This is a genomic window from Erwinia typographi (genome assembly GCF_000773975.1).
Classification (GTDB): Bacteria; Pseudomonadota; Gammaproteobacteria; order Enterobacterales; family Enterobacteriaceae; genus Erwinia; species Erwinia typographi.
On the sequence record NZ_JRUQ01000029.1, the window covers coordinates 136,157 to 154,234 of the forward strand.

An 18,078-nucleotide genomic window follows, 5' to 3' on the forward strand; every position below is an offset into this window, starting at 1 on the left:
ACATAGGGACAAATTCTACTCTGCCCAAACAGTTAGCGTATCTATGCATTTTAACATACCGACGTTGCTTACCCTGTTTCGTGTCGTTTTGATCCCGTTCTTTGTTCTGGCATTCTACCTGCCATTTCAATGGGCCCCCCTTGCCTGCGCGCTGATCTTTATTTTTGCGGCGATCACCGACTGGTTCGACGGTTATCTGGCGCGCCGCTGGAAACAAACTACCCGTTTTGGCGCGTTTCTGGACCCGGTAGCGGACAAAGTCATGGTGGCTATGGCGCTGGTGCTGGTGGCAGAGTACTTCCACTCATGGTGGATCACTTTACCTGCTGCGACCATGATTGCCCGTGAAATCATTATTTCCGCCCTGCGCGAGTGGATGGCGGAAATCGGCAAGCGCAGCAGCGTGGCGGTCTCCTGGATTGGCAAAGTGAAAACCACGGCGCAGATGCTGTCGCTCTTCGCTCTGCTGTGGCGCCCGGACAATAGCGTGGTAGCGGTAGGTATCGTCGCACTGTACATCGCCGCCGTACTGACTTTCTGGTCCATGTTCCAGTATCTTAATGCCGCACGCGGCGATTTGTTTGAACAGTGATCGATGCGATTTAAAAAGCAGCAAACGGAAGGAATGTGAGGATAATTGTGTTGACTCATTTTTCCATGTCAGTAGAATGCAACGCATCGAAAGGCAGGTAGTCTGCCAGAAGACAAAGTAAATCAGCAAGTTCTGCGCCTGGCAGAGGCTGAATGCGGGAATAGCTCAGTTGGTAGAGCACGACCTTGCCAAGGTCGGGGTCGCGAGTTCGAGTCTCGTTTCCCGCTCCAAATTTTAATCATCAGCTAGCCTGGTGATGTAACAAGTTTAAGGCGCGTTGGCAGAGTGGCCATGCAGCGGATTGCAAATCCGTGAACCTCGGTTCGACTCCGGGACGCGCCTCCACTTTACACCCATGCCCGGGTGGTGAAATCGGTAGACACAAGGGATTTAAAATCCCTCGGCTTATGGCTGTGCGGGTTCAAGTCCCGCCCCGGGCACCATCCTGAATACCGATTTAAAACCGAATAAAATCAAAGCAATAAGTAGTAATGTCGTTAACCGCCTAAGGGCGGTTTTTTTGTGACTTTGACTCGGCTTCAGAATATTCCTTCAGAATATCCATCATTATTTTTGTCCTCCAACGACGGGAACAACAGTGATTTTCCTGTCATAGCGTGCGGTTTTCTGTGCATTTTATGCCCTGAAATCGCCTGGTTTTCGTACAGATTGCCACTCGGATCAGATATGCCTTTGGCTTTCAGGTCGTGAAAAGTGAAGTTAAAATCCAACTCCGGGAATTAGGTGTTAGCCTCTAATGACGCGAAAACTGATGCAGAAGTAAAGGCTGCAACTATTGAGCTTCAGAGCAAACTAATCACTCTTCAGACCGAGTCTTTCACGCTTGGTGATGTGATCCGCCTTCGTGACGAAGAAGCAGTGCATCTCAAAACAACAATTGCAGAGTTCGAAAACTTTAAATCCGAGTCTGAAGGTTATGTTCTTAACCAACTTGATTCTGGTACTTTTGTTTATTCGAAGAAGCAGATAGTGAATGAATCTGAGACAACTGTGCACCTTTGCCTACGCTGCTTTTCCAAACGCGAAATATCTATACTTCAGCCGGTAGGTGAGGTTGTTTATGATCTTAATTTGGAAATGAATTTTCATAAGGGTATATGTCATGGCTGCAAGGCTTTTTTTTGGTAAATAAATCCGACTATGAACCAGATCGTTGGATTTCATAAATCTTCGGGATATCCAGATTGCTAAAGAGCGAAGCGTCCAACGGGGCGCTTTTTTTGCGAATCATCCGGTCATTCATATGCCACCTGCGGCGACTTCGTGGGGGTCCTGCCTGTTCGCTGTTGATATTTATGTGTTAAGTAATGCCTGTCATTTTGTTAATAGGCTATGCCTGATATGAATGGGGGCGTTTTCCTGATGGGTGAATGCATGGATTTTGCATCAAATTTTTAGGAGGAAGGGGGACAGAAAGATAGACCAACATGGGAATCGCAGGCACAAAAAAGCCCGCGATCAGCAACCACAGCTTTTAAGAGGTGGGGAAGACTAAACAACGTCAGAAAAGGGCCGTCATGCTTAATATTTGAAGAGGATCTTTAAGTATGGAGGTTGGCAGTCAGGGGCAATAGTGTTGATAAGTTACCGAAACACCATTTTTTCTTTATTGATGGCGTGCTACCGGTTCATTCCCGCCAAACATGATTGAGCTATGAGTGAGCTCGATGCGATGGCAGGGGATGGTTCACGTAGATACTGGTTAAAATAATTAATGATAGAAATTTGGCTTATGGTAATATTTGTGTGTTTTTTGTGCGTGTAATGATGTGTGTCTTACCTTTGTAACCATAAGGAGATATGAGTGAAAGCAAAAATTGCTATGTTATTAATGTTGTCTTCACTGGCATCTGGAGCAATTGCAGCTCCAGCCCCCGGTGAACCTGCTGGAGCCGAGGCGTCGACAATGGCTGAGGGGTCATCAGATGCTATCGGTGTTGGCGTTATAGCAGCGCTTACAGGTATTTTCATCGCGTCAGCTGGCGGTAGTGACGGTTCAAGTACCGGAACCACCACCACGACAACAACCTCAACATCGCGGTAACAGATTAATGGCCCGCTTGTGTTGTTCGGGCCATATTAAATGCACAAATACAAGCACTATGTATGGGGAAGACTGAATTAGGTGGAGCTTGGAATCTGAGGATTTACTCCGCAGTAAGGAAAGTCAGCCATCGGGCATGTATCTGACCCCATACCTTGTCCGCCAGACCCCATACCTTGTTCTCCATCGTTATATTGAGTGGATTTGGATGCATTTTGAATTGGATCTAAAGCTGTAGGTGACGAGGCGAATGCAGCGCCTGCGGACAGAGTGAGGATGATTCCGAGTGATGCAATTGTTGTTTTCATAGTATCTCCATGTGTTCAATTCGTTGGGGTGAGGCTTTACGAGGTACTCATATTGCGTGGGGTAATTTGGGATAAGGTTCCAATTGCCTTGAGATAGGCAAAAAAAAGCCCGCGACCGGCGGGTAAAGCTTTTGATAAAGGGTAATACTAAGATGTTTGACTTAAGTGTGTAAGTGTAGCCAGGAAGGTATGGTGAATCGCTACGGATTTGTTAGACATCTCAGAGTCATTTAAAATGGCTTAAAAAAGAGGTGCCCATGAGCGGTAAGCGCTATTCCGACGAGTTTAAAATTGAAGCGGTCAAACAGGTTGTTGGTCGTGGCCATTCCGTTGCAAGCGTGGCGACAGGTGCAGACTGAATCCGCTGCAGAAACCCGGAAGGCTAAAGAAGATAATAGATTGAGCACGTCAGCAGGCGAAAATAACGATGTAATAAGACGATTTGTCTGAGATGCAGCGGAATTCAACGATCATATTGATCAACCCGCCACCCGACGGGTTGATTACGACATCTTTTCTTATTCAGGACTGCTTATATCGAATGTTATTCTAAAGCGGCAGCCTGCGGTTTGAATAAACTTTTCCCCATTTTCATCATTGGTTTCTCTATGAATGAATAGGTGAATATTGAAATAATAATAGTCAGGCTTACCACCACTAATGGTGCCAATACATAAGTGTAACTATGAATGCCGCTATAGTGTCCGATAAAATAAAATACCACATAAAGTACAATCATATGCAGCATATATACAGAGTAAGATATTTTTCCAAGAAATATCAGTTTCGAGTTGCTTAATACTTTGTTAATGACCCCATTTTCATGTCCGGACTGGAATTTAAGAATGTAGTAAAATGAGGTTACCCATATAAGACATGCTAAGGAATCCTGTTTTAAAACGACAACAGAAGACAGGGCGAATATTGAGAAGACATACTTGATATGGATAAGTTTAACTTTAGGGTAAACATGCTTGTAAAAGAAAAATGACAGGTAACCAATTGAAAAGCTAGTGATATTTCCACCGTAGAATCCCTTATCCATTCCTCTGGAAACAAACAGAAGGGATACTATTAAAAATATGGTTAGTAAAGCATGTGCTTTCTTATCTATGTTGGTAATAATATAAAACAGGATTGGCGCAATGAGATAGAATTGCCATTCTACTGAAACGCTCCATGCCTGGCCAAGGATAAGATATGATGAATGAGAAAGTATCGATGGCGGAATAATTCCCTGAAGAAGAGGTAAATGTGACAGAACCGCTGCCTGAGGATGACTAAAGTAATCTGAGATGAGTGTTAATCTCATATTTGTTGATGCTGAGGTCGGTAATGCCTGTATGACATCGCGGCTAAAACCTATCATGATTAATGAAATTATCAACGCTACCAGGTATATAGGGAATATTCTAAAGAAACGTTGAGTTATATAGGGTAAATAATCTTGTTTCCTGTTGTCTATCATGAAAAAGATAACAAAACCACTGAGAATGATAAAAACATCTACTGCGGTCGTATTTATCAGATTAGGGGGGATGTGTTTAATGGTGGGGAGTGTGGCAAATACATGACCAAACACAACCCATACTGCCATCAACCCACGTAACCCATCTAATTCTTTAATGTGCTTCATGACGCATTCCCACATAACAGGTTTCAATTGTTAAAATAAACATACAATATATTTACGATTTCTTTCAATGTCAGTGGAGCAGGGCCAACCCCTGGATAGTGTCATTTAACGCACTTATTGGAGTTAAATTCTTAATTTTAGTTTTAAATGGTTTATTGTTTTGTTTTACTGAGAATAATGGTTTTTTTGTTGGAGTGTTTAGGAATATCCTTAAGCGTTGCTAAAGTCAGCTTTTACCTGGTTAACGGCATCCTTTGGACGAGAAATTGCAACTTTGTAGGGCTTTGTTGATATGGATATGGCGGCTGATGATGAGAAACACTGCGGACAGCCCGGAAGAAATGTCGTATGTTACTTAACAGTATTGAAACATCAGTAGCACAGGATTGTAGATTGGCAGCACCTGATATCAATTAGCCGGATAAACCTAATCCCTGACAGGAAAAAAATATGAGCGCATACGATAACTCAGTTAACCCTGATTTTTTCCGTAATATGCTGTATTTAAAAGATAACTCTCTTTCTGTTGACCAGTGTGTTAATCAGACCGCTGGCACCACTGTTAACCGCCTGGTGACGCAACTCGCTGCTTTGCAGGATCAGGTCAATACCCACGTTAGCGAACTAATTCATCGAGTTTTTTTAAGTGTTCTGGAGGCTTCCGATGAATCAGGCCAGTGATGCGTTAAACGCTGCAAGTGCTACTGCAGGTTCGTATGATGGACTGAATGACCAGTGCCCTGATTACGCGACACTGAGTGGAATTACACCAGACTCTGCCGGTCAGCGGATTTTTCTGAGAGAGTATACGGTGGGCACTGGATATGGCGGCGGTCAGTTTCAGGCAGTGAGTGGAGCCGGTACGGAAGACAATGGCGTTACCTGTGTGGTCAGCTCATCCTGGTATTGGAAACGAGTTGGCGATCCACACGATTACGATGTCACGCATTTCGGGGCAGTTCCAGGCACCAGTGATAGCGCCGCGGCTATTGACAGAATGTTTGCCTGGTCAGGCGGTGTTGCTGCGCCAATTGTCAATATTGGCGTGCAGTTTCCACCCGGCAATTTTTCCACCTCCACCCTGGACTGGAGCGGCACCTACAGATCGCATGTTCGAATTTCGGGTAAATTCAGCCCATCATTTGGATATAATTCAGCAACAAAACTAACGCTTATTGGAGCTGCAGGAAGCATTGCCTTTACAGTACAGGCTCGCAATACGGAAATCACAAATCTGTGGATTTATGGACAGTATGATTCTGATTCATTATTGCGTCATTTTTTCAAAAATACCGTCACGGCGGGTCAATATGTCAGGATAAATAATATTTACCTGACATATGTTGGTCGCGGGTTTCAGCTTCAGGATACGCTGGACTGCAAATTCGACCAGTTTTATACGTCGCACACTTATGACAATATTTTTCGTATTCTCGCTTCCGGTACGAGCACGGGGTCATGGAATCACAGTACCGCTGTTGAATTAAGTAACTTTAACATTCAGAATCATCTTGGTGAATCCGATCAGGCGGGGGCTTTGTTTATGCCGAATTGTGGGCAGAGTCTTATTCACAACGGCTGGATTGAACATACTACTTACCCGGGAAATATTACTCTTGGGCAGTGGAATATTCAGTCGCTGTCTATGGAAACCTGCACAAATCCGCTGTACGCGATTTATTCAAAAATTATTAATACCTTGTTCAGTAACCCTAATAATGCTGGTATTGACACGACAACTAATATGACCGTCAATTACCAGACGGGCGAGTATGAGACTCGCACCTTATCTGCTTATGAACGAGGCACCCTGGATTTTAATTCCCACACTATTACTGCAAATGCGGCGGTCAGGCAGCAGTGGCTGGCCAGTTATAAGAAAATCAGCAACCTGACGGCAAGCGCAATATGGGTTTCTGTTGGTCATGTTTATCTGCCGTCGCTGGCGAACCATGTGGTGATGAGATTTCTCGGTCGTACTGGATACAGTTCCGGCTCAAGCACGTCACCGATATCCTCAGAAGGCGTCGTGAGTATCCAGAACCGTGGAAACACCTCAGCGACAGTGTCGTGGGAATGCCCCTACGGCGGCCCCCTGTCAGACGTTAAATATACTCAACCGTATAACACAGACACCAATATTTATGTTCAGGTTCCGGCTTATTCAGTGGTGGGGATTTTCATTGAGTCAACCGGTCCAACCCGCACCGAAACGGGCGCGCCTGTTAATTTTACGTGGGACATGGCGACAGTCGAAGATATAACTTCAATCAGTAACATTACGGATGCGCCATCAGTAAGTTCGGTGGGCACAACCACAGCCGGATTTGTTTTCGATGGTGAAAATAGCCAGGTGCGTATACGCGGTTCACATGCTGCTTTCGGAGGGTTAGAGAACTTTTTGATGGTGATGAATGGCACGACTGCGTATATTCCTTATCAGAATGGTAACGCGACAAAGTTCCAGAAATATACCTACAGTACACTCCCCGCGGCATCATCAAACGCTTACTCACAGGTATTTTGTACCGCATTCAAGTGCGCTGATGGCAATAGTTATCCGGCACAAATGGTGTTTTCTGATGGTACTAACTGGCGTCCATCGTCAGCACCATCAACTTATTTAACTTCTGCGGCGTAAGGGGGAATAAATGAGCATTTCGCGTAAAGAGAAAATTGAGCAGACCATCTATAACGATGGCGTGGCTGTTAGCAATGACACGCTGGATATTGATGTTTCTTACACAATAAGAAGCGTCGATAATTTTAATGGGACAACGGCAACAGGCGTATTTGTTCGTGAAGTTAATGGCGTCGCTTACAGTGAACCATTCCGGTTTATTTTCAAATATTCGGGGGCAGGAAATCCACTTGAACAGGCTGAACCAGCGCTTCAGAAATACTTTGAGACCCAGGACGCGCCGGCATCAAGCACGTCGACCGAAGCCTCCAGTTGAGCATTCTGCCCGGTTCGCCGGGCGGTTCCAACATGAACATTCCCTTATCTGGATTGTTAAAAGAACCCTAAGCAATAAGGGAGGGGGAAATGTCGGGCCAGTTTCTGGAACTGTTGCAGCTGGTTATGTATTAACCGGTATCAATATGATGGCGCTGGGCTGGTAGGTTCTCCTTCAGCGTTTTTATGCAGGGAGCGGGAAAGTGATTTCTTGCACTGAGCGATCGTCGCGGAAATGGCTGTGCTGACGTCGGGTCTCTACATGCGATTAACTCTTTAAATGAAATGTAAACGTTGAGTTCGCATCACTCATTAAGGCCCACTGCAGTGGACCTTTTTAACGCTGGACCTTATTTCTCGATCATATGGGTGATCTGATCCCGGTTAATTTCATGCGTGGAACCACCTGCATCTTTATAGGTCACCAGGCCGGTGGATTTGTCGGTTTCAGGCTTTCCTTTAGTCACAATCATGTCACCACTTTTGGTCTGAATGACGTAATCGCTGGAACAGCCAGCAAGTAAAGCTGCGGCAGCAAATACGGCCAGCAATGAATATTTTTTCATTATATTTCCCTTTTAATTAATAGACGCGAACCATCTCGCGCCGTAATGCTACAACTTATTATATACAGGGACTACCAGCAGCCCGCTATTTGAACATTTTGTTACGACGAGGTTTAGTTTTGCTGGCGCAGTCGGGCTGGTTAAGATCCTCAGGTTTGCTATCATGTAGCGGATTTTTACTTATAAGGACATAGATATGCGTAAGTTACTGGTCGTCGCGATAGGCGTGATTACCCTGGGTGGATGTGCTTCAGAGAGTGCGCCTGCGGTTGCCAACGATAAGTCATCGGCTGCCCAGGCTAATACCAAAGAGTGGAAAGAGTTTGTGGCCCCGCTCTCGGTAAAAACGCAAACGCCTTCTGAAAGGATGATGAAGCGTGCAGAGCGTTAGTGCTGAGGGTGAAAACTCCCGTCAGATGGCTTTGTGAAGGGCGATATCTGGCGAATAAATCTGCTCTGACTGACGAGCTCGTAAGTTCAGGCGGGTATGTGGAATGGCTACTCCAAAAATTGCCCCGGTTTTGCACGTTTTCCGGGGCGGCTTGCAAATTTCTTAAATTCTTTTGGCTTCTTTAAGAACAGCCTTCAGCTCAATTTTGGTCATCCGAACACAGTATGAAGGCATACCTCTCTCAAAACGCCATCCTTCGGAAAGTAAACCGGCGTCAACTGCGTCAAAACCGAATGATTCGTAAAATTCTTCGACAACTTTTTTTCCTTCTTCATCATCACCAGCAAGCGGTAAAGCTCGCCTGGCTGAAGAGCCAGCCGGAAGTCCGTCGCTTTCAAGCTCTGTCATCGGTATCGCATTAAATGCCTTGATAATTTTAGTATCAGGTAAGTAACTGGCCAGAAGTTCACTGGTTGTTATCTGGCCTTTTTCCAGAACATCCACTTTCCCATCACGATCGGGATAATAATTGACGCTATCAATGATCAACTTTCCTGTAAGTTCTCCGATCGGCAGTTCCTTAATGGCCAGCAATGGCACCGCAATAATGACAACATCGCCAAATCTGGCCGCTTCAGAGGAGGTCCCCGTTTCGCATCCAATCATGGCACGCAGGCTGAAAAGTGTCTGTGGGCCGCGAGAATTACTCAGCATAACGCTGTGCCCTGCTTTAATCGCAAGCTTCGCAACAGCCCTGCCAACAAAGCCTGCCCCGATTATTCCGATCTTCATTTTAAACCCCGGTTAGTCACTGAACAATGAACGACCACTATGATTCACTATCATATGGAGATAAATAGTATTATTTTTGTTTTATAAACAACCTCAGTGAGTGAATATGGACAGGCTAACCAGCATGAAAGTTTTTGTTAAGGCGGCTGAAACCGGGTCTTTTGCCGCCGTGGCTGACTTAATGGGGATGTCGCCACAGATGGTTGCCAGGCATGTCGCGACGCTTGAAACCCATCTCGGGACAACATTAATTAACCGTACGACACGGCGTCAGCAGCTGACGGAAATAGGCCGTAATTATTATGACCGCTGTCGGATTGTACTTTCCGAGGTGGAAGAAGCCGATGCGGTAGCGATGGAAATGAAAGCTACCCCTGCTGGCGTGATCAGGGTTAATGCACCGGTGACTTTTGGGTCCCATGTGCTTTCCCCATTTATCACTCGTTATCTTCAGCGCTACCCGGATGTTCAGGTTGATCTGACCTTAAGCGATCGAATCGTAAATCCTATGGAAGAAGACTATGAAGTCATTATTCGTCTGGGCGAGTTAGCCGACAGTACCATGGTAGCCTGGCAATTGTCGCCTTACCGGCTGATTGCCTGCGCTTCACCGTCGTATATTGCCCGGCAGGGGATGCCATTGGTACCAGCAGATCTTTCCCGTCATTCCTGTCTGGTGTATGGATTCTGGTCTTCATTCACCCCATGTCGCTGGGTTTTTCAAAAGGAGGACAGGACAGAAGAGATCAGGCCGGAGGGACGATACAGATCGAATGACTGGAATGCACTTATGCATGCGGCTATTGAGGGGTACGGCATCACTCTTGGCCCTGAAAGCGTGCTCAGAAATGAAATCAGCAGGGGGAACCTTGTCAGAGTCCTGCCTGACTATGATGGCCCATCCCGACCTTTGCATGTGCTTGTCCCACCGGCAAAAAAACAGACGGTTAAAATCAGATGTTTTATTGACGCGCTCAGAAAAACATTTCCCCCATGATGCATCGAATATCGGCCATCTACCAAACCGCCTGCGTGGCGTGCCCCTGCATTCATCGACAAATCTGCCCGTCCTTATCGGGAGTACACCTTTTGCCGCAGAATTCACAAGGGCGATTTGGTGCCTGAAATCCTCTGCCACACCCGCGGTTCAGCATCAGGTCTGAATGCCTGAAGCCTGCTTATCTTAACCAAACAGCTTTAATTTACTCGTCAGCTTGCGCAGCGCTTTTTTCTCGCCAACGATCCCCAATCCTGCATGATGGAGATCGGCGGTTGAAATCTGCCGTACGGCTTCGAGGAAAGCGGCATAGTCGACGGTCATTTGCCCCTCGACGGGAAATAAAACGCTGTCGAAACCAGACGCATGGCACTGGCTGAGCAGCGAACCGATCTGTTGATTACTGGCGGCCAGCACGGGAATACCAACGGAAATGAGTCCTGGGTGAGACTGACCGTCCGCATCAATCAGCTCCGGTCCGACAAATTCGGGGCAGCGTTGCCCAAGGGTTAGCGAGATCACGGCTGCCGCGTTGGCGGCCTTACCGATGGGCAGCTCTGAGTTCAGAATAATAGCGCAGCGCAGATCGTTCATTTAGCTCTTCTCTCTATGCAGATGAAAAAGAGCAGGGTAGGGGAGAAGCGAAAATCAGTCTGGAAGATTTGTGCAGCGCTGCTGATAGTAAGCTGGCGTAAGCTGATAGGCGCGGCGGAACCAGCGGCCAAGATGGCTTTGATCGGCAAAGCCCAGCTGGGCGGCAACGTCGGCCGGTGTGACGCCCCCGGCCAGCAGCCGACGCGCATGGGTCAGGCGAAGCTGGATCAGCCATGCATGGGGCGGCAGGCCAAACTGTGCCTGGAACTCGCGCGACAGGCGAAAGCGATCGACGCCAAGCGCCTGTGCGACATCGCTCAGGCCTATATTCTCATCAAGACGATCGTGCAGGTACGATCTGGCCTTCAGCGCCAGCGCCTTTTCCTGCTGAGGGATAGCAAGCGATTTTCGCCAGTGCTGATGCTGAGTCAGGGCGGAAAATAACTGCTGCATGGCGGCTTCCTTAACGATTTTCAGTTCCCGATCCTGCAGGCACTGGAAAGCGTGAAAGGTGGCGTGCGCCAGGCGACGATCGCCGGAGAGCGTTCGGGCGAAATTCAGTTCGAAGCTGTCCGGCACCTGGCTAAAAACGGCCCCCAACTGCTGGCGCATAAAATCGGCGTCGATATACAACATGCGGTAGGTAAATCCGCTGTCATCGATCGCATCCCCGTCATGCAGTTCGCCTGGCTCAAGCAAAAAGACCGTACCAGGACGGCTCTGGTGTTTCTTCCGCCGTGAGTGAAACTGCTGCACACCCTGCTCGGTAACGCCGACAAGATAAGTATCGTGCCAGTGCGGATCGTAGGCATGGCCGGTAAAATGCGCGCGGATAGCCTCCACCGGCATTTCATTATCTCTGGAGAGTTGCACCCATCCAGGCTTCGCGATCATTCATACCCCCCGCAGATTCTTGTCAGTGCATCAGGTTATCTTCCCCTGTGTCCGCTCCGCAAGACTTCTTGCGAGAAGATATTCGTCCCGAAAGCGTAACTATTTATCTCTTTTTTTACTTATTAGTTACGCCTTCCTCTTCCTGGCGGCTAAGATCCTTGATTATAATTACCTTACTCTATTAGTTAGATCTCTAATCATCAGGTCTCTATATTTTGAATGCTCAGGAACTCAACTTTTCCCGCCTGCTTCACCTGACGGCACACGCCTGGCGTCAGGCAATCGATCGCCGGATGAAGGACAACGGGCTGAGCATGAGCAGTTGGATGGCGGTAGCCACCATTGCTATTCAGCCCTCGCCAATCAGCCAGAAAGAGCTGGCCCAGGCGCTGGGTTTAGAAGATGCCAGCGTGGTGCCACTGATTGACCGGCTGGTTAAGCAGCAGCTGGTTGAGCGCTTCCAGCCGGAAGAAGATCGCCGCAAACGACTGCTGCACGTAACGCCACAGGGGCAGGTGCTTTATCAGAAGTTAAAAATTGAGGCCGATAGCCTGCGTAGCGAGCTGCTGGCGGATATCAACAGTGATGAGCTGGCTATTACCCAACGCGTGCTTCAGCAACTTCTGGCTGCCACCGAGGCGAAATAACATGCGGGCAAATCGTCCAGATCCCTTTGCCCCGCGCGAGTGGGCGCCAGGCGAAAAGCCGATGCTTCCCGGGTCACCCTCTACGCCGCTCCATCCAGGTCATAAGCGCATTGCTTTCGGCCTGATTGGTCTGCTGATCTCCATCACCGGCGCGTTAAGTAACGCGTTGGTGACGGCGAACCTCAGCAATTTGCAGGGCGTATTCGGCGCCTACAACAATGAAATCGCCTGGCTGCCAGCGGTTTACGTGATGGGGAACATCTCTATCAACCTGCTGCTGGTCAAGTTCCGCCAGCAGTTTGGCCTGCGCGCCTTTACCGAAGCTTTTCTGGTGCTCTATGCGCTGGTGTCGTTCTTCCACCTGTTCGTCAACGATCTCAGCTCCGCCATCGTGGTTCGCACGGCGCACGGCATGGTGGGCGCGGCGCTCAGCTCGCTGGGCATCTACTACCAGATTCAGGCGTGGCCGGCGAAACACCGTCTGAAGGCGCTGACCATCGGGCTGGGTGCTTCGCAGCTGGCGATCCCGCTGGCGAGGCTGTTTTCCAGCGAGCTGTTGCAGCTTGACGAATGGCGCGGCCTGTACCTGTTTGAACTGGGGCTGGCGATGATTTGCCTGGGCGCGGTGCTGATACTGAAGCTGCCGCCGGGCGACCGCATCAAGGTTTTCGAAAAAAAAGACTTTCTGACCTTCTTTTTGATGGCGCCAGGGATGGCGCTGTTCTGCGGCGTGCTGTCGCTGGGGCGCATTGAATGGTGGACCAGCACGCCGTGGCTCGGCATCTGCCTCGCGCTGGGTTTAGTGCTGGTGATTGCGGCGGTGGTGCTGGAGCATAACCGCAGCAACCCGCTAATCAACACCCGCTGGCTGCGTACGGGCGCCATCTTCCGCCTGGGGATTGTGATGATCATGCTGCGAGTCACGCTTGCGGAGCAGAACACCGGCGCGATTGGCTATCTTCAGCAGGTTGGCTTGCTCAACGATCAGATGCAGCATCTGGCGATGGCGATCCTCGCCGGGGTCATTTCCGGCATCGTCGTCAGCGCGCTGACAATTAATCTGAAGCACCTGAGCTGGCCAATCGTGATGTCGCTGGTGCTTATTATGGTCGCCTCGCTGATGGATTCCCAATCCAGCCCGCTGACCCGCGCTGACAACATGTACTTCAGCCAGTTTTTACTGGGTTTTAGCAGCACGTTCTTTATTGCTCCGGCTTTGCTGATCAATATTGGCAGCGTAGTGACGCAGCCCAAAAATCTGGTGAGCCTGGTGGTGCTGTTCGGCATGAGTCAGAACATTGGCGGGCTGATAGGGGCGGCGCTGTTAGGAACGTTTCAGACCTGGCGTGAAAAATATCACTCCAGTCTGTTGGCCGATCAGCTGTCGTACCTCAATCCTAACGTGACGGAAAGACTTTCTCAGTATACCAGCCTGTTTAACGGCCTGATCGACGACAGTCTGTTACGCAGCGCGGAAGGGACAGTTCAGCTGCAATCCGTTGCTACGCTACAGGCCAACGTACTGGCTTATAACGATACTTATCTGCTGACCGCCGGCATGGCCTTTATCACGCTGATCTGGGTGCTGTGGCGGCTTGCGCGCCTGCGCTACCTCAACTGGCAGCAGGCAAAACGCGAAGCGGAAGCAGAACGACGAGCAATGCAGATGACCACTACTTCAATGAGCACGGGGCAATAATGAGTCAGCAGGACGAGAGTCAACGCACTGAACGCGAAAGAACTAACAAACTGCGTATTCTGTCGATCGCCTTCGGGTCCGGCATCGCGCTGGTCGGGGTGCTGGTGATCCTCTACGCCTGGCAACTGCCGCCATTCACCAGCCAGATCCAGTCAACGGAAAACGCCTACGTACGCGGCCAGGTGACCTTTATCAGCCCGCAGGTTAACGGCTATCTGACGGCGGTGAACGTGCTGGACTATCAGCCGGTTCACAAGGGTGACCTGCTGATGACTATCGATGATCGCATCTATAAACAGCGGGTGCATCAGGCCCAGGCGCAGCTGGCAATGAAAAAGGCCGCGCTGGCGAACAATATTCAGCAGCGCCGCAGCGCTGAGGCGGTGATCGAGCGCAATCAGGCGGCGCTGGATAACGCCAGGGCGCAGGCGGTGAAAAGCGGGCTGGATCTGAAGCGCGTTGAGAACCTGGTCTCCGACGGCTCGCTGTCAATCCGCGAGCGCGACGCTTCACGCGCCAGCAACAGCCAGACGGTAGCGGATGTGCAGCAGGCGAAGGCCACGCTGGACGTGTCGCGCCAGGACTTGCAAACGGTGATCGTCAACCGCGCCTCGCTGGAAGCGGACGTGGCCAGCGCGGCGGCGGCGCTTGAGCTGGCTCAGATCGATCTGGACAACACAAAAATAATTGCTCCGCGCGACGGCCAGCTAGGGCAAATCTCCGTCCGGCAGGGCGCTTACGTGACGGCGGGAACCCGGCTGACTTCGCTAGTGCCGCAGCAGCTCTGGGTAGTGGCGAATATGAAAGAGACGCAGATGGCACGCATCAGACCAGGTCTGCCGGTGACCTTTACCGTCGACGCACTGGACGGGGAGCGTTTCAAGGGAGAGGTGGAGTACATCTCCCCGGCCGCCGGTTCTGAATTCAGCGCCATCTCGCCGGATAACGCCACCGGCAACTTTGTGAAGATTGCCCAGCGTATTCCGGTAAGGATCAAAATCACCGGCGAAAATGCGCTTCGCCTGCGGCCTGGGATGTCAGTGGAAGTCAATATAGATACCACGGATGCGGCAAAAGACCGGGAGGCGAAATAATGCGCTGGTCAACCTCGCTGCTGGCGGCCATTCTGACCGCTACCCTCGCTGGCTGCGCAACGGAAGTGGAACAAGCCCCAGGCTCGCTGCCCATTCCTCAGCAGTGGCGAAATCAGGTGGGGCCAGCCGCGCCGGTAGAGGCTGACTGGTGGCGCGCTTTTGGTGATGCCGATCTGAACCGGCTGGTCGAGATGGGGCTGCGTAACAACCTGGACATTCTGACGGCGCGGTCGCGGGTCGATCAATATCGTGCCGAGCTTCGTGCGGCGCAGGGCGATAACTACCCTACGCTGGACGCGGGCGTAGCGGCGTCTCATGCCCGTGCGCTCTCTTCGGTAACCGGGCAACCATACGAATACGCGGTCTTCCAGGGGCTGCTTCAGGCCAATTACGATGTGGATCTATGGGGCGCGCGGGGTAGCAGCATTGATGCGGCTAAAGCAACGCTCGCCGCCCAGCAGGCCGCCGCTACCGCTGCGGAGCTGACGGTTGCCAGCTCGGTAGCGTCCGGGTATATGACGCTGGTCTCGCTGGATGAACAGCTGCGGGTCACCCAGGCTACGCTCGCCTCGCGGGAGAATTCATTAAAACTGGCCCAGCGACAGTATGAAACCGGCTATACCTCAAAGCTGGAGTGGGTGCAGTCAGAATCCGAGTACCAGACCGCTAAGGCGCAGATCCCGGTATTACAGCATCAGATTGCTCAGCAGGAGAACGCCCTGAGCATTCTGGTGGGAATGAATCCGCGTGAAATTGCGCGCCAGAGCCAGTTTGAGCACGTTGCGCCACAAACGCTGCCCTCCGTGCTGCCGTCCGACCTGTTACGGCGTCGCCCGGATATCGTACAGGCTGAACGGTTGCTGCTGGCCGCCGACAGCTCGCTGGCTTCCTCCCGCGCCAGGCTGTTGCCTTCGTTGAACCTCACCGCCACCGGCACCCTGCAAAGCTCGGTGCTGCATCAGCTGGTGGATAATCCTTTCCGCTTGTGGAGCATCGGCGGCAGCGTGCTGGCCCCGCTGCTGAACAGGGAGGCGCTGACCGCGCAGGTCGACGTCTCAATGGCTTCACGTAATCAGGCGCTCTACGGTTATGAGAAAGTTGTGCGTACCGCGTTCAGCGAAGTGAATAACGATCTGGACGCGATAGACCGTTACCAGCAGCAGCTGACGGAGCTGCAGAAGCAGGAGCAGGTGGTCGGCGAAGCCCTGCGCATTGCCCGCAACCGCTACCAGAATGGCTATGCCTCCTACCTTGATGAACTTGATGCGCAGCGCACGCTCTTTACTACCCAGCTCAATGTAGTTCAGGTGAAAAATAACCTGCTGCTGGCGCAAATCGACCTTTACCGGGCGTTAGGCGGCGGCTGGGAGATAAAATAACCTGACGCCGACCGCGGCGCTAAATTTTTGCAGTTCACATTCTTTAGCAACGAGTGCTATTATGCGCGCCATTAGAGTAATGAAACGCCACATTCCGTTGTGAACTGCTTTTCTCCTTGTTCGCTTTTAAACAGCATGCGGTTGTCAGGTTGTATTATTTTTTAGGGATAATAATGAATAAGACTCGTGTCATTTCTGCGCTGACGGTGATCTTTGCGCTGGCTGGCTGCGCCCGTACCGAACCGGTGCACAATATCAATGAAACCGTCTCCTCGCATTACAGCGACGAGCAGATGAAAAGCGCTATTATCCAGGCCGGTCTCTCCCGCCAGTGGGTGATGAAGGCTGAAGCTCCGGGCGTTATCGCCGGACATCTGTCACAGCGTGGTCATACTGTCGACATCCGCGTTACGTATTCCGCAAGCCGCTACAGCATTAATTACGTCAGCAGCAGCAACTTACTGGCTGAGAATGGCCAGATTCACCGTAATTATAATCGCTGGGTGAATAACCTCGACCAGGATATAAAACTGCGTCTTGCTTCTCAGCCGGCTAATTAAGCCGTCAGCGCCCGTTACCGCGTAAAATGCCTCCGCAGCGCTAAAGATAAGGAGTTGTCTGCCGACAACTCCATTTATCATTGCCCCACGGCTAAGCAGGGATCCCCTCAATTGCGGGTAATTCTGAGTGCCATTGCGACAGCGCTGACGCTATGCTGTAGCTCTATGTCCTGCCGTCATGCTGCCAGGGCGCTTTAAGAAGATCTGACGTATGAAACTAGCTTTTACACTCCTCGCCTGGCAGGCCAGCGCGCCAGGGCTGAATGAGCCGGCCGACTGGCTGCAATGGGCGGCCCGGACTCCCTGCATTGATGCCACGCAGCCGTTAGCCAGGCCGCGCTTTCTGCCGATGATGACGGCCCGGCGACTGACGGGCGGAAGTCGTGCTGCCGTAGAGTGCGGGCTGGCGCTGCTGAAGCGCGAGCGGGTCGATGCCGTGGTGTTTACCAGCCGCCACGGCGAGCTGGAACGGAATCTGCGTATCCTCACTGCTCTGGCTCATGAGGAAGATCTGTCCCCCACTGATTTTGCCATGTCGGTACACAATGCCGCCGTCGGAAGCCTGACGATTGCCGCCGCCGCGCCATTGGTCAGCAGCTCGCTGGCAGCGGGCGTCGACTCCTTCCAGCAGGGGCTGGTTGAGGTTGCTACGCTGCACGCGGCGGGCTATCAGCAGGTTTTGCTGGTGGATTTTGATGGCGCCATCCCGGACTTTTATCATCCTCATCTTCCAGCCGGCGCGCTGCACAGCCCGTACGCGGTGGCGTTACTTTTAGCGGCGGGCGACGGCTGTCGCTGCACCTCCAGCCCGGCAGAGAATGTCGAGAGCGGGGAGCTGCCGCAAAGCCTGCTGTTTTTACACGCTTACCTGGCCCGAACTACGGCCTTTACCCTGAAGGGGGACCGGC

The 18,078-nt window shown here is 50.9% G+C and carries 20 protein-coding genes, 3 tRNA genes and 2 pseudogenes; 18 read left to right on the forward strand and 7 right to left on the reverse strand.

Annotated features, from left to right (window positions below; translation table 11 throughout):
• Window positions 1-43 precede the first annotated feature (43 nt).
• The 4 genes from pgsA to NG99_RS10440 all read left to right on the forward strand — a co-directional run bounded on the left by pgsA (window position 44) and on the right by NG99_RS10440 (window position 1,035).
• Window positions 44-592: a CDP-diacylglycerol--glycerol-3-phosphate 3-phosphatidyltransferase gene (pgsA, locus tag NG99_RS10425; protein ID WP_034891923.1), complete on the forward strand. Its 549-nt coding sequence runs from the start codon at window positions 44-46 to the stop codon at window positions 590-592.
• A gap of 154 nt (window positions 593-746) precedes the next feature.
• Window positions 747-822, forward strand: a tRNA-Gly gene (locus tag NG99_RS10430).
• A 41-nt stretch (window positions 823-863) separates the two neighbouring features.
• Window positions 864-937 (forward strand) — tRNA-Cys (locus NG99_RS10435).
• A 12-nt stretch (window positions 938-949) separates the two neighbouring features.
• Window positions 950-1,035: transfer RNA gene (locus NG99_RS10440), tRNA-Leu, on the forward strand.
• 124 nt (window positions 1,036-1,159) lie between these two features.
• Here the strand turns inward: NG99_RS10440 and NG99_RS29910 are convergent.
• A pseudogene (locus tag NG99_RS29910) lies at window positions 1,160-1,332 on the reverse strand (integrase); the annotation flags it as partial.
• A 4-nt stretch (window positions 1,333-1,336) separates the two neighbouring features.
• Between NG99_RS29910 and NG99_RS10445 the strand changes: the two are divergent.
• Together NG99_RS10445 and yjbE are read left to right on the forward strand one after the other, a co-directional pair.
• Entirely contained in the window at window positions 1,337-1,741 is a 405-nt protein-coding gene (locus NG99_RS10445; RefSeq protein ID WP_072017574.1) for a hypothetical protein, read from the forward strand.
• Window positions 1,742-2,417: 676 nt separating this feature from the next.
• Window positions 2,418-2,657 carry an exopolysaccharide production protein YjbE gene (yjbE, locus tag NG99_RS28190; protein WP_408606400.1) on the forward strand — a complete coding sequence of 80 codons (240 nt, stop codon included), beginning with the start codon at window positions 2,418-2,420 and terminating at the stop codon, window positions 2,655-2,657.
• Between the two features lie 77 nt (window positions 2,658-2,734).
• Here the strand turns inward: yjbE and NG99_RS29200 are convergent, their stop codons facing one another.
• The gene (locus NG99_RS29200) at window positions 2,735-2,965 is read right to left on the reverse strand and encodes a hypothetical protein (RefSeq protein ID WP_157032601.1); all 231 of its coding nucleotides are present in this window, start codon (window positions 2,963-2,965) and stop codon (window positions 2,735-2,737) included.
• A 257-nt stretch (window positions 2,966-3,222) separates the two neighbouring features.
• Here NG99_RS29200 and NG99_RS27555 point away from each other — a divergent pair.
• Window positions 3,223-3,309, forward strand: a pseudogene (locus tag NG99_RS27555) (transposase); the annotation flags it as partial.
• A 200-nt stretch (window positions 3,310-3,509) separates the two neighbouring features.
• On the opposite strand, the gene NG99_RS10455 reads toward NG99_RS27555, so the two are convergent.
• Window positions 3,510-4,601 (reverse strand): acyltransferase family protein, encoded by a 1,092-nt coding sequence (locus tag NG99_RS10455; RefSeq protein ID WP_034891924.1) that lies wholly within the window; start codon window positions 4,599-4,601, stop codon window positions 3,510-3,512.
• 450 nt (window positions 4,602-5,051) lie between these two features.
• Here NG99_RS10455 and NG99_RS10460 point away from each other — a divergent pair, with 450 nt between their 5' ends.
• Genes NG99_RS10460 through NG99_RS10470 form a run of 3 tightly spaced genes read left to right on the forward strand, consistent with a single transcriptional unit; the run spans window position 5,052 to window position 7,558 of the window.
• Window positions 5,052-5,282, forward strand: a complete 231-nt coding sequence (locus NG99_RS10460) for a hypothetical protein (RefSeq protein WP_034891925.1) — start codon at window positions 5,052-5,054, stop codon at window positions 5,280-5,282.
• Window positions 5,266-7,242 (forward strand): hypothetical protein, encoded by a 1,977-nt coding sequence (locus tag NG99_RS27560; protein ID WP_052130643.1) that lies wholly within the window; start codon window positions 5,266-5,268, stop codon window positions 7,240-7,242. The genes NG99_RS10460 and NG99_RS27560 overlap by 17 nt, the downstream gene beginning before the upstream one ends.
• Before the next feature lie 10 nt (window positions 7,243-7,252).
• Window positions 7,253-7,558 (forward strand): hypothetical protein, encoded by a 306-nt coding sequence (locus NG99_RS10470; protein ID WP_052130644.1) that lies wholly within the window; start codon window positions 7,253-7,255, stop codon window positions 7,556-7,558.
• A 349-nt stretch (window positions 7,559-7,907) separates the two neighbouring features.
• Here the strand turns inward: NG99_RS10470 and NG99_RS10475 are convergent, their stop codons facing one another.
• Entirely contained in the window at window positions 7,908-8,123 is a 216-nt protein-coding gene (locus NG99_RS10475) for a YgdI/YgdR family lipoprotein (protein WP_034891926.1), read from the reverse strand.
• A 196-nt stretch (window positions 8,124-8,319) separates the two neighbouring features.
• Between NG99_RS10475 and NG99_RS10480 the strand changes: the two genes are divergently transcribed.
• The gene (locus NG99_RS10480) at window positions 8,320-8,514 is read left to right on the forward strand and encodes a hypothetical protein (protein ID WP_034891929.1); all 195 of its coding nucleotides are present in this window, start codon (window positions 8,320-8,322) and stop codon (window positions 8,512-8,514) included.
• 162 nt (window positions 8,515-8,676) lie between these two features.
• Here the strand turns inward: NG99_RS10480 and NG99_RS10485 are convergent, their stop codons facing one another.
• Window positions 8,677-9,306, reverse strand: coding sequence for an NADPH-dependent F420 reductase (locus NG99_RS10485; RefSeq protein ID WP_034891931.1), 630 nt, complete (start codon window positions 9,304-9,306; stop codon window positions 8,677-8,679).
• A gap of 106 nt (window positions 9,307-9,412) precedes the next feature.
• Between NG99_RS10485 and NG99_RS10490 the strand changes: the two genes are divergently transcribed.
• The gene (locus tag NG99_RS10490) at window positions 9,413-10,303 is read left to right on the forward strand and encodes a LysR family transcriptional regulator (RefSeq protein ID WP_034891934.1); all 891 of its coding nucleotides are present in this window, start codon (window positions 9,413-9,415) and stop codon (window positions 10,301-10,303) included.
• A 186-nt stretch (window positions 10,304-10,489) separates the two neighbouring features.
• Here the strand turns inward: NG99_RS10490 and NG99_RS10495 are convergent, their stop codons facing one another.
• Entirely contained in the window at window positions 10,490-10,897 is a 408-nt protein-coding gene (locus NG99_RS10495; protein WP_034891937.1) for a DUF2000 domain-containing protein, read from the reverse strand.
• Between the two features lie 54 nt (window positions 10,898-10,951).
• Window positions 10,952-11,791, reverse strand: coding sequence for an AraC family transcriptional regulator (locus NG99_RS10500; protein ID WP_034891939.1), 840 nt, complete (start codon window positions 11,789-11,791; stop codon window positions 10,952-10,954).
• 215 nt (window positions 11,792-12,006) lie between these two features.
• On the opposite strand from NG99_RS10500, the gene NG99_RS10505 reads away from it, so the two are divergent.
• The 6 genes from NG99_RS10505 to NG99_RS10530 form a co-directional block, all read left to right on the forward strand.
• Window positions 12,007-12,438: a MarR family winged helix-turn-helix transcriptional regulator gene (locus NG99_RS10505; RefSeq protein ID WP_034891941.1), complete on the forward strand. Its 432-nt coding sequence runs from the start codon at window positions 12,007-12,009 to the stop codon at window positions 12,436-12,438.
• A gap of 1 nt (window position 12,439) precedes the next feature.
• Window positions 12,440-14,137: an MFS transporter gene (locus tag NG99_RS10510; protein ID WP_034891944.1), complete on the forward strand. Its 1,698-nt coding sequence runs from the start codon at window positions 12,440-12,442 to the stop codon at window positions 14,135-14,137.
• Window positions 14,137-15,231, forward strand: a complete 1,095-nt coding sequence (locus tag NG99_RS10515; RefSeq protein WP_034891946.1) for an HlyD family secretion protein — start codon at window positions 14,137-14,139, stop codon at window positions 15,229-15,231. The genes NG99_RS10510 and NG99_RS10515 overlap by 1 nt, the downstream gene beginning before the upstream one ends.
• Window positions 15,231-16,610 carry an efflux transporter outer membrane subunit gene (locus NG99_RS10520; RefSeq protein WP_034891949.1) on the forward strand — a complete coding sequence of 460 codons (1,380 nt, stop codon included), beginning with the start codon at window positions 15,231-15,233 and terminating at the stop codon, window positions 16,608-16,610. The genes NG99_RS10515 and NG99_RS10520 overlap by 1 nt, the downstream gene beginning before the upstream one ends.
• A gap of 173 nt (window positions 16,611-16,783) precedes the next feature.
• Window positions 16,784-17,170: a hypothetical protein gene (locus tag NG99_RS10525; protein WP_034891952.1), complete on the forward strand. Its 387-nt coding sequence runs from the start codon at window positions 16,784-16,786 to the stop codon at window positions 17,168-17,170.
• 211 nt (window positions 17,171-17,381) lie between these two features.
• On the forward strand, window positions 17,382-18,078 hold a 697-nt coding region (locus NG99_RS10530; protein WP_034891954.1), incomplete at its 3' end, for a beta-ketoacyl synthase chain length factor.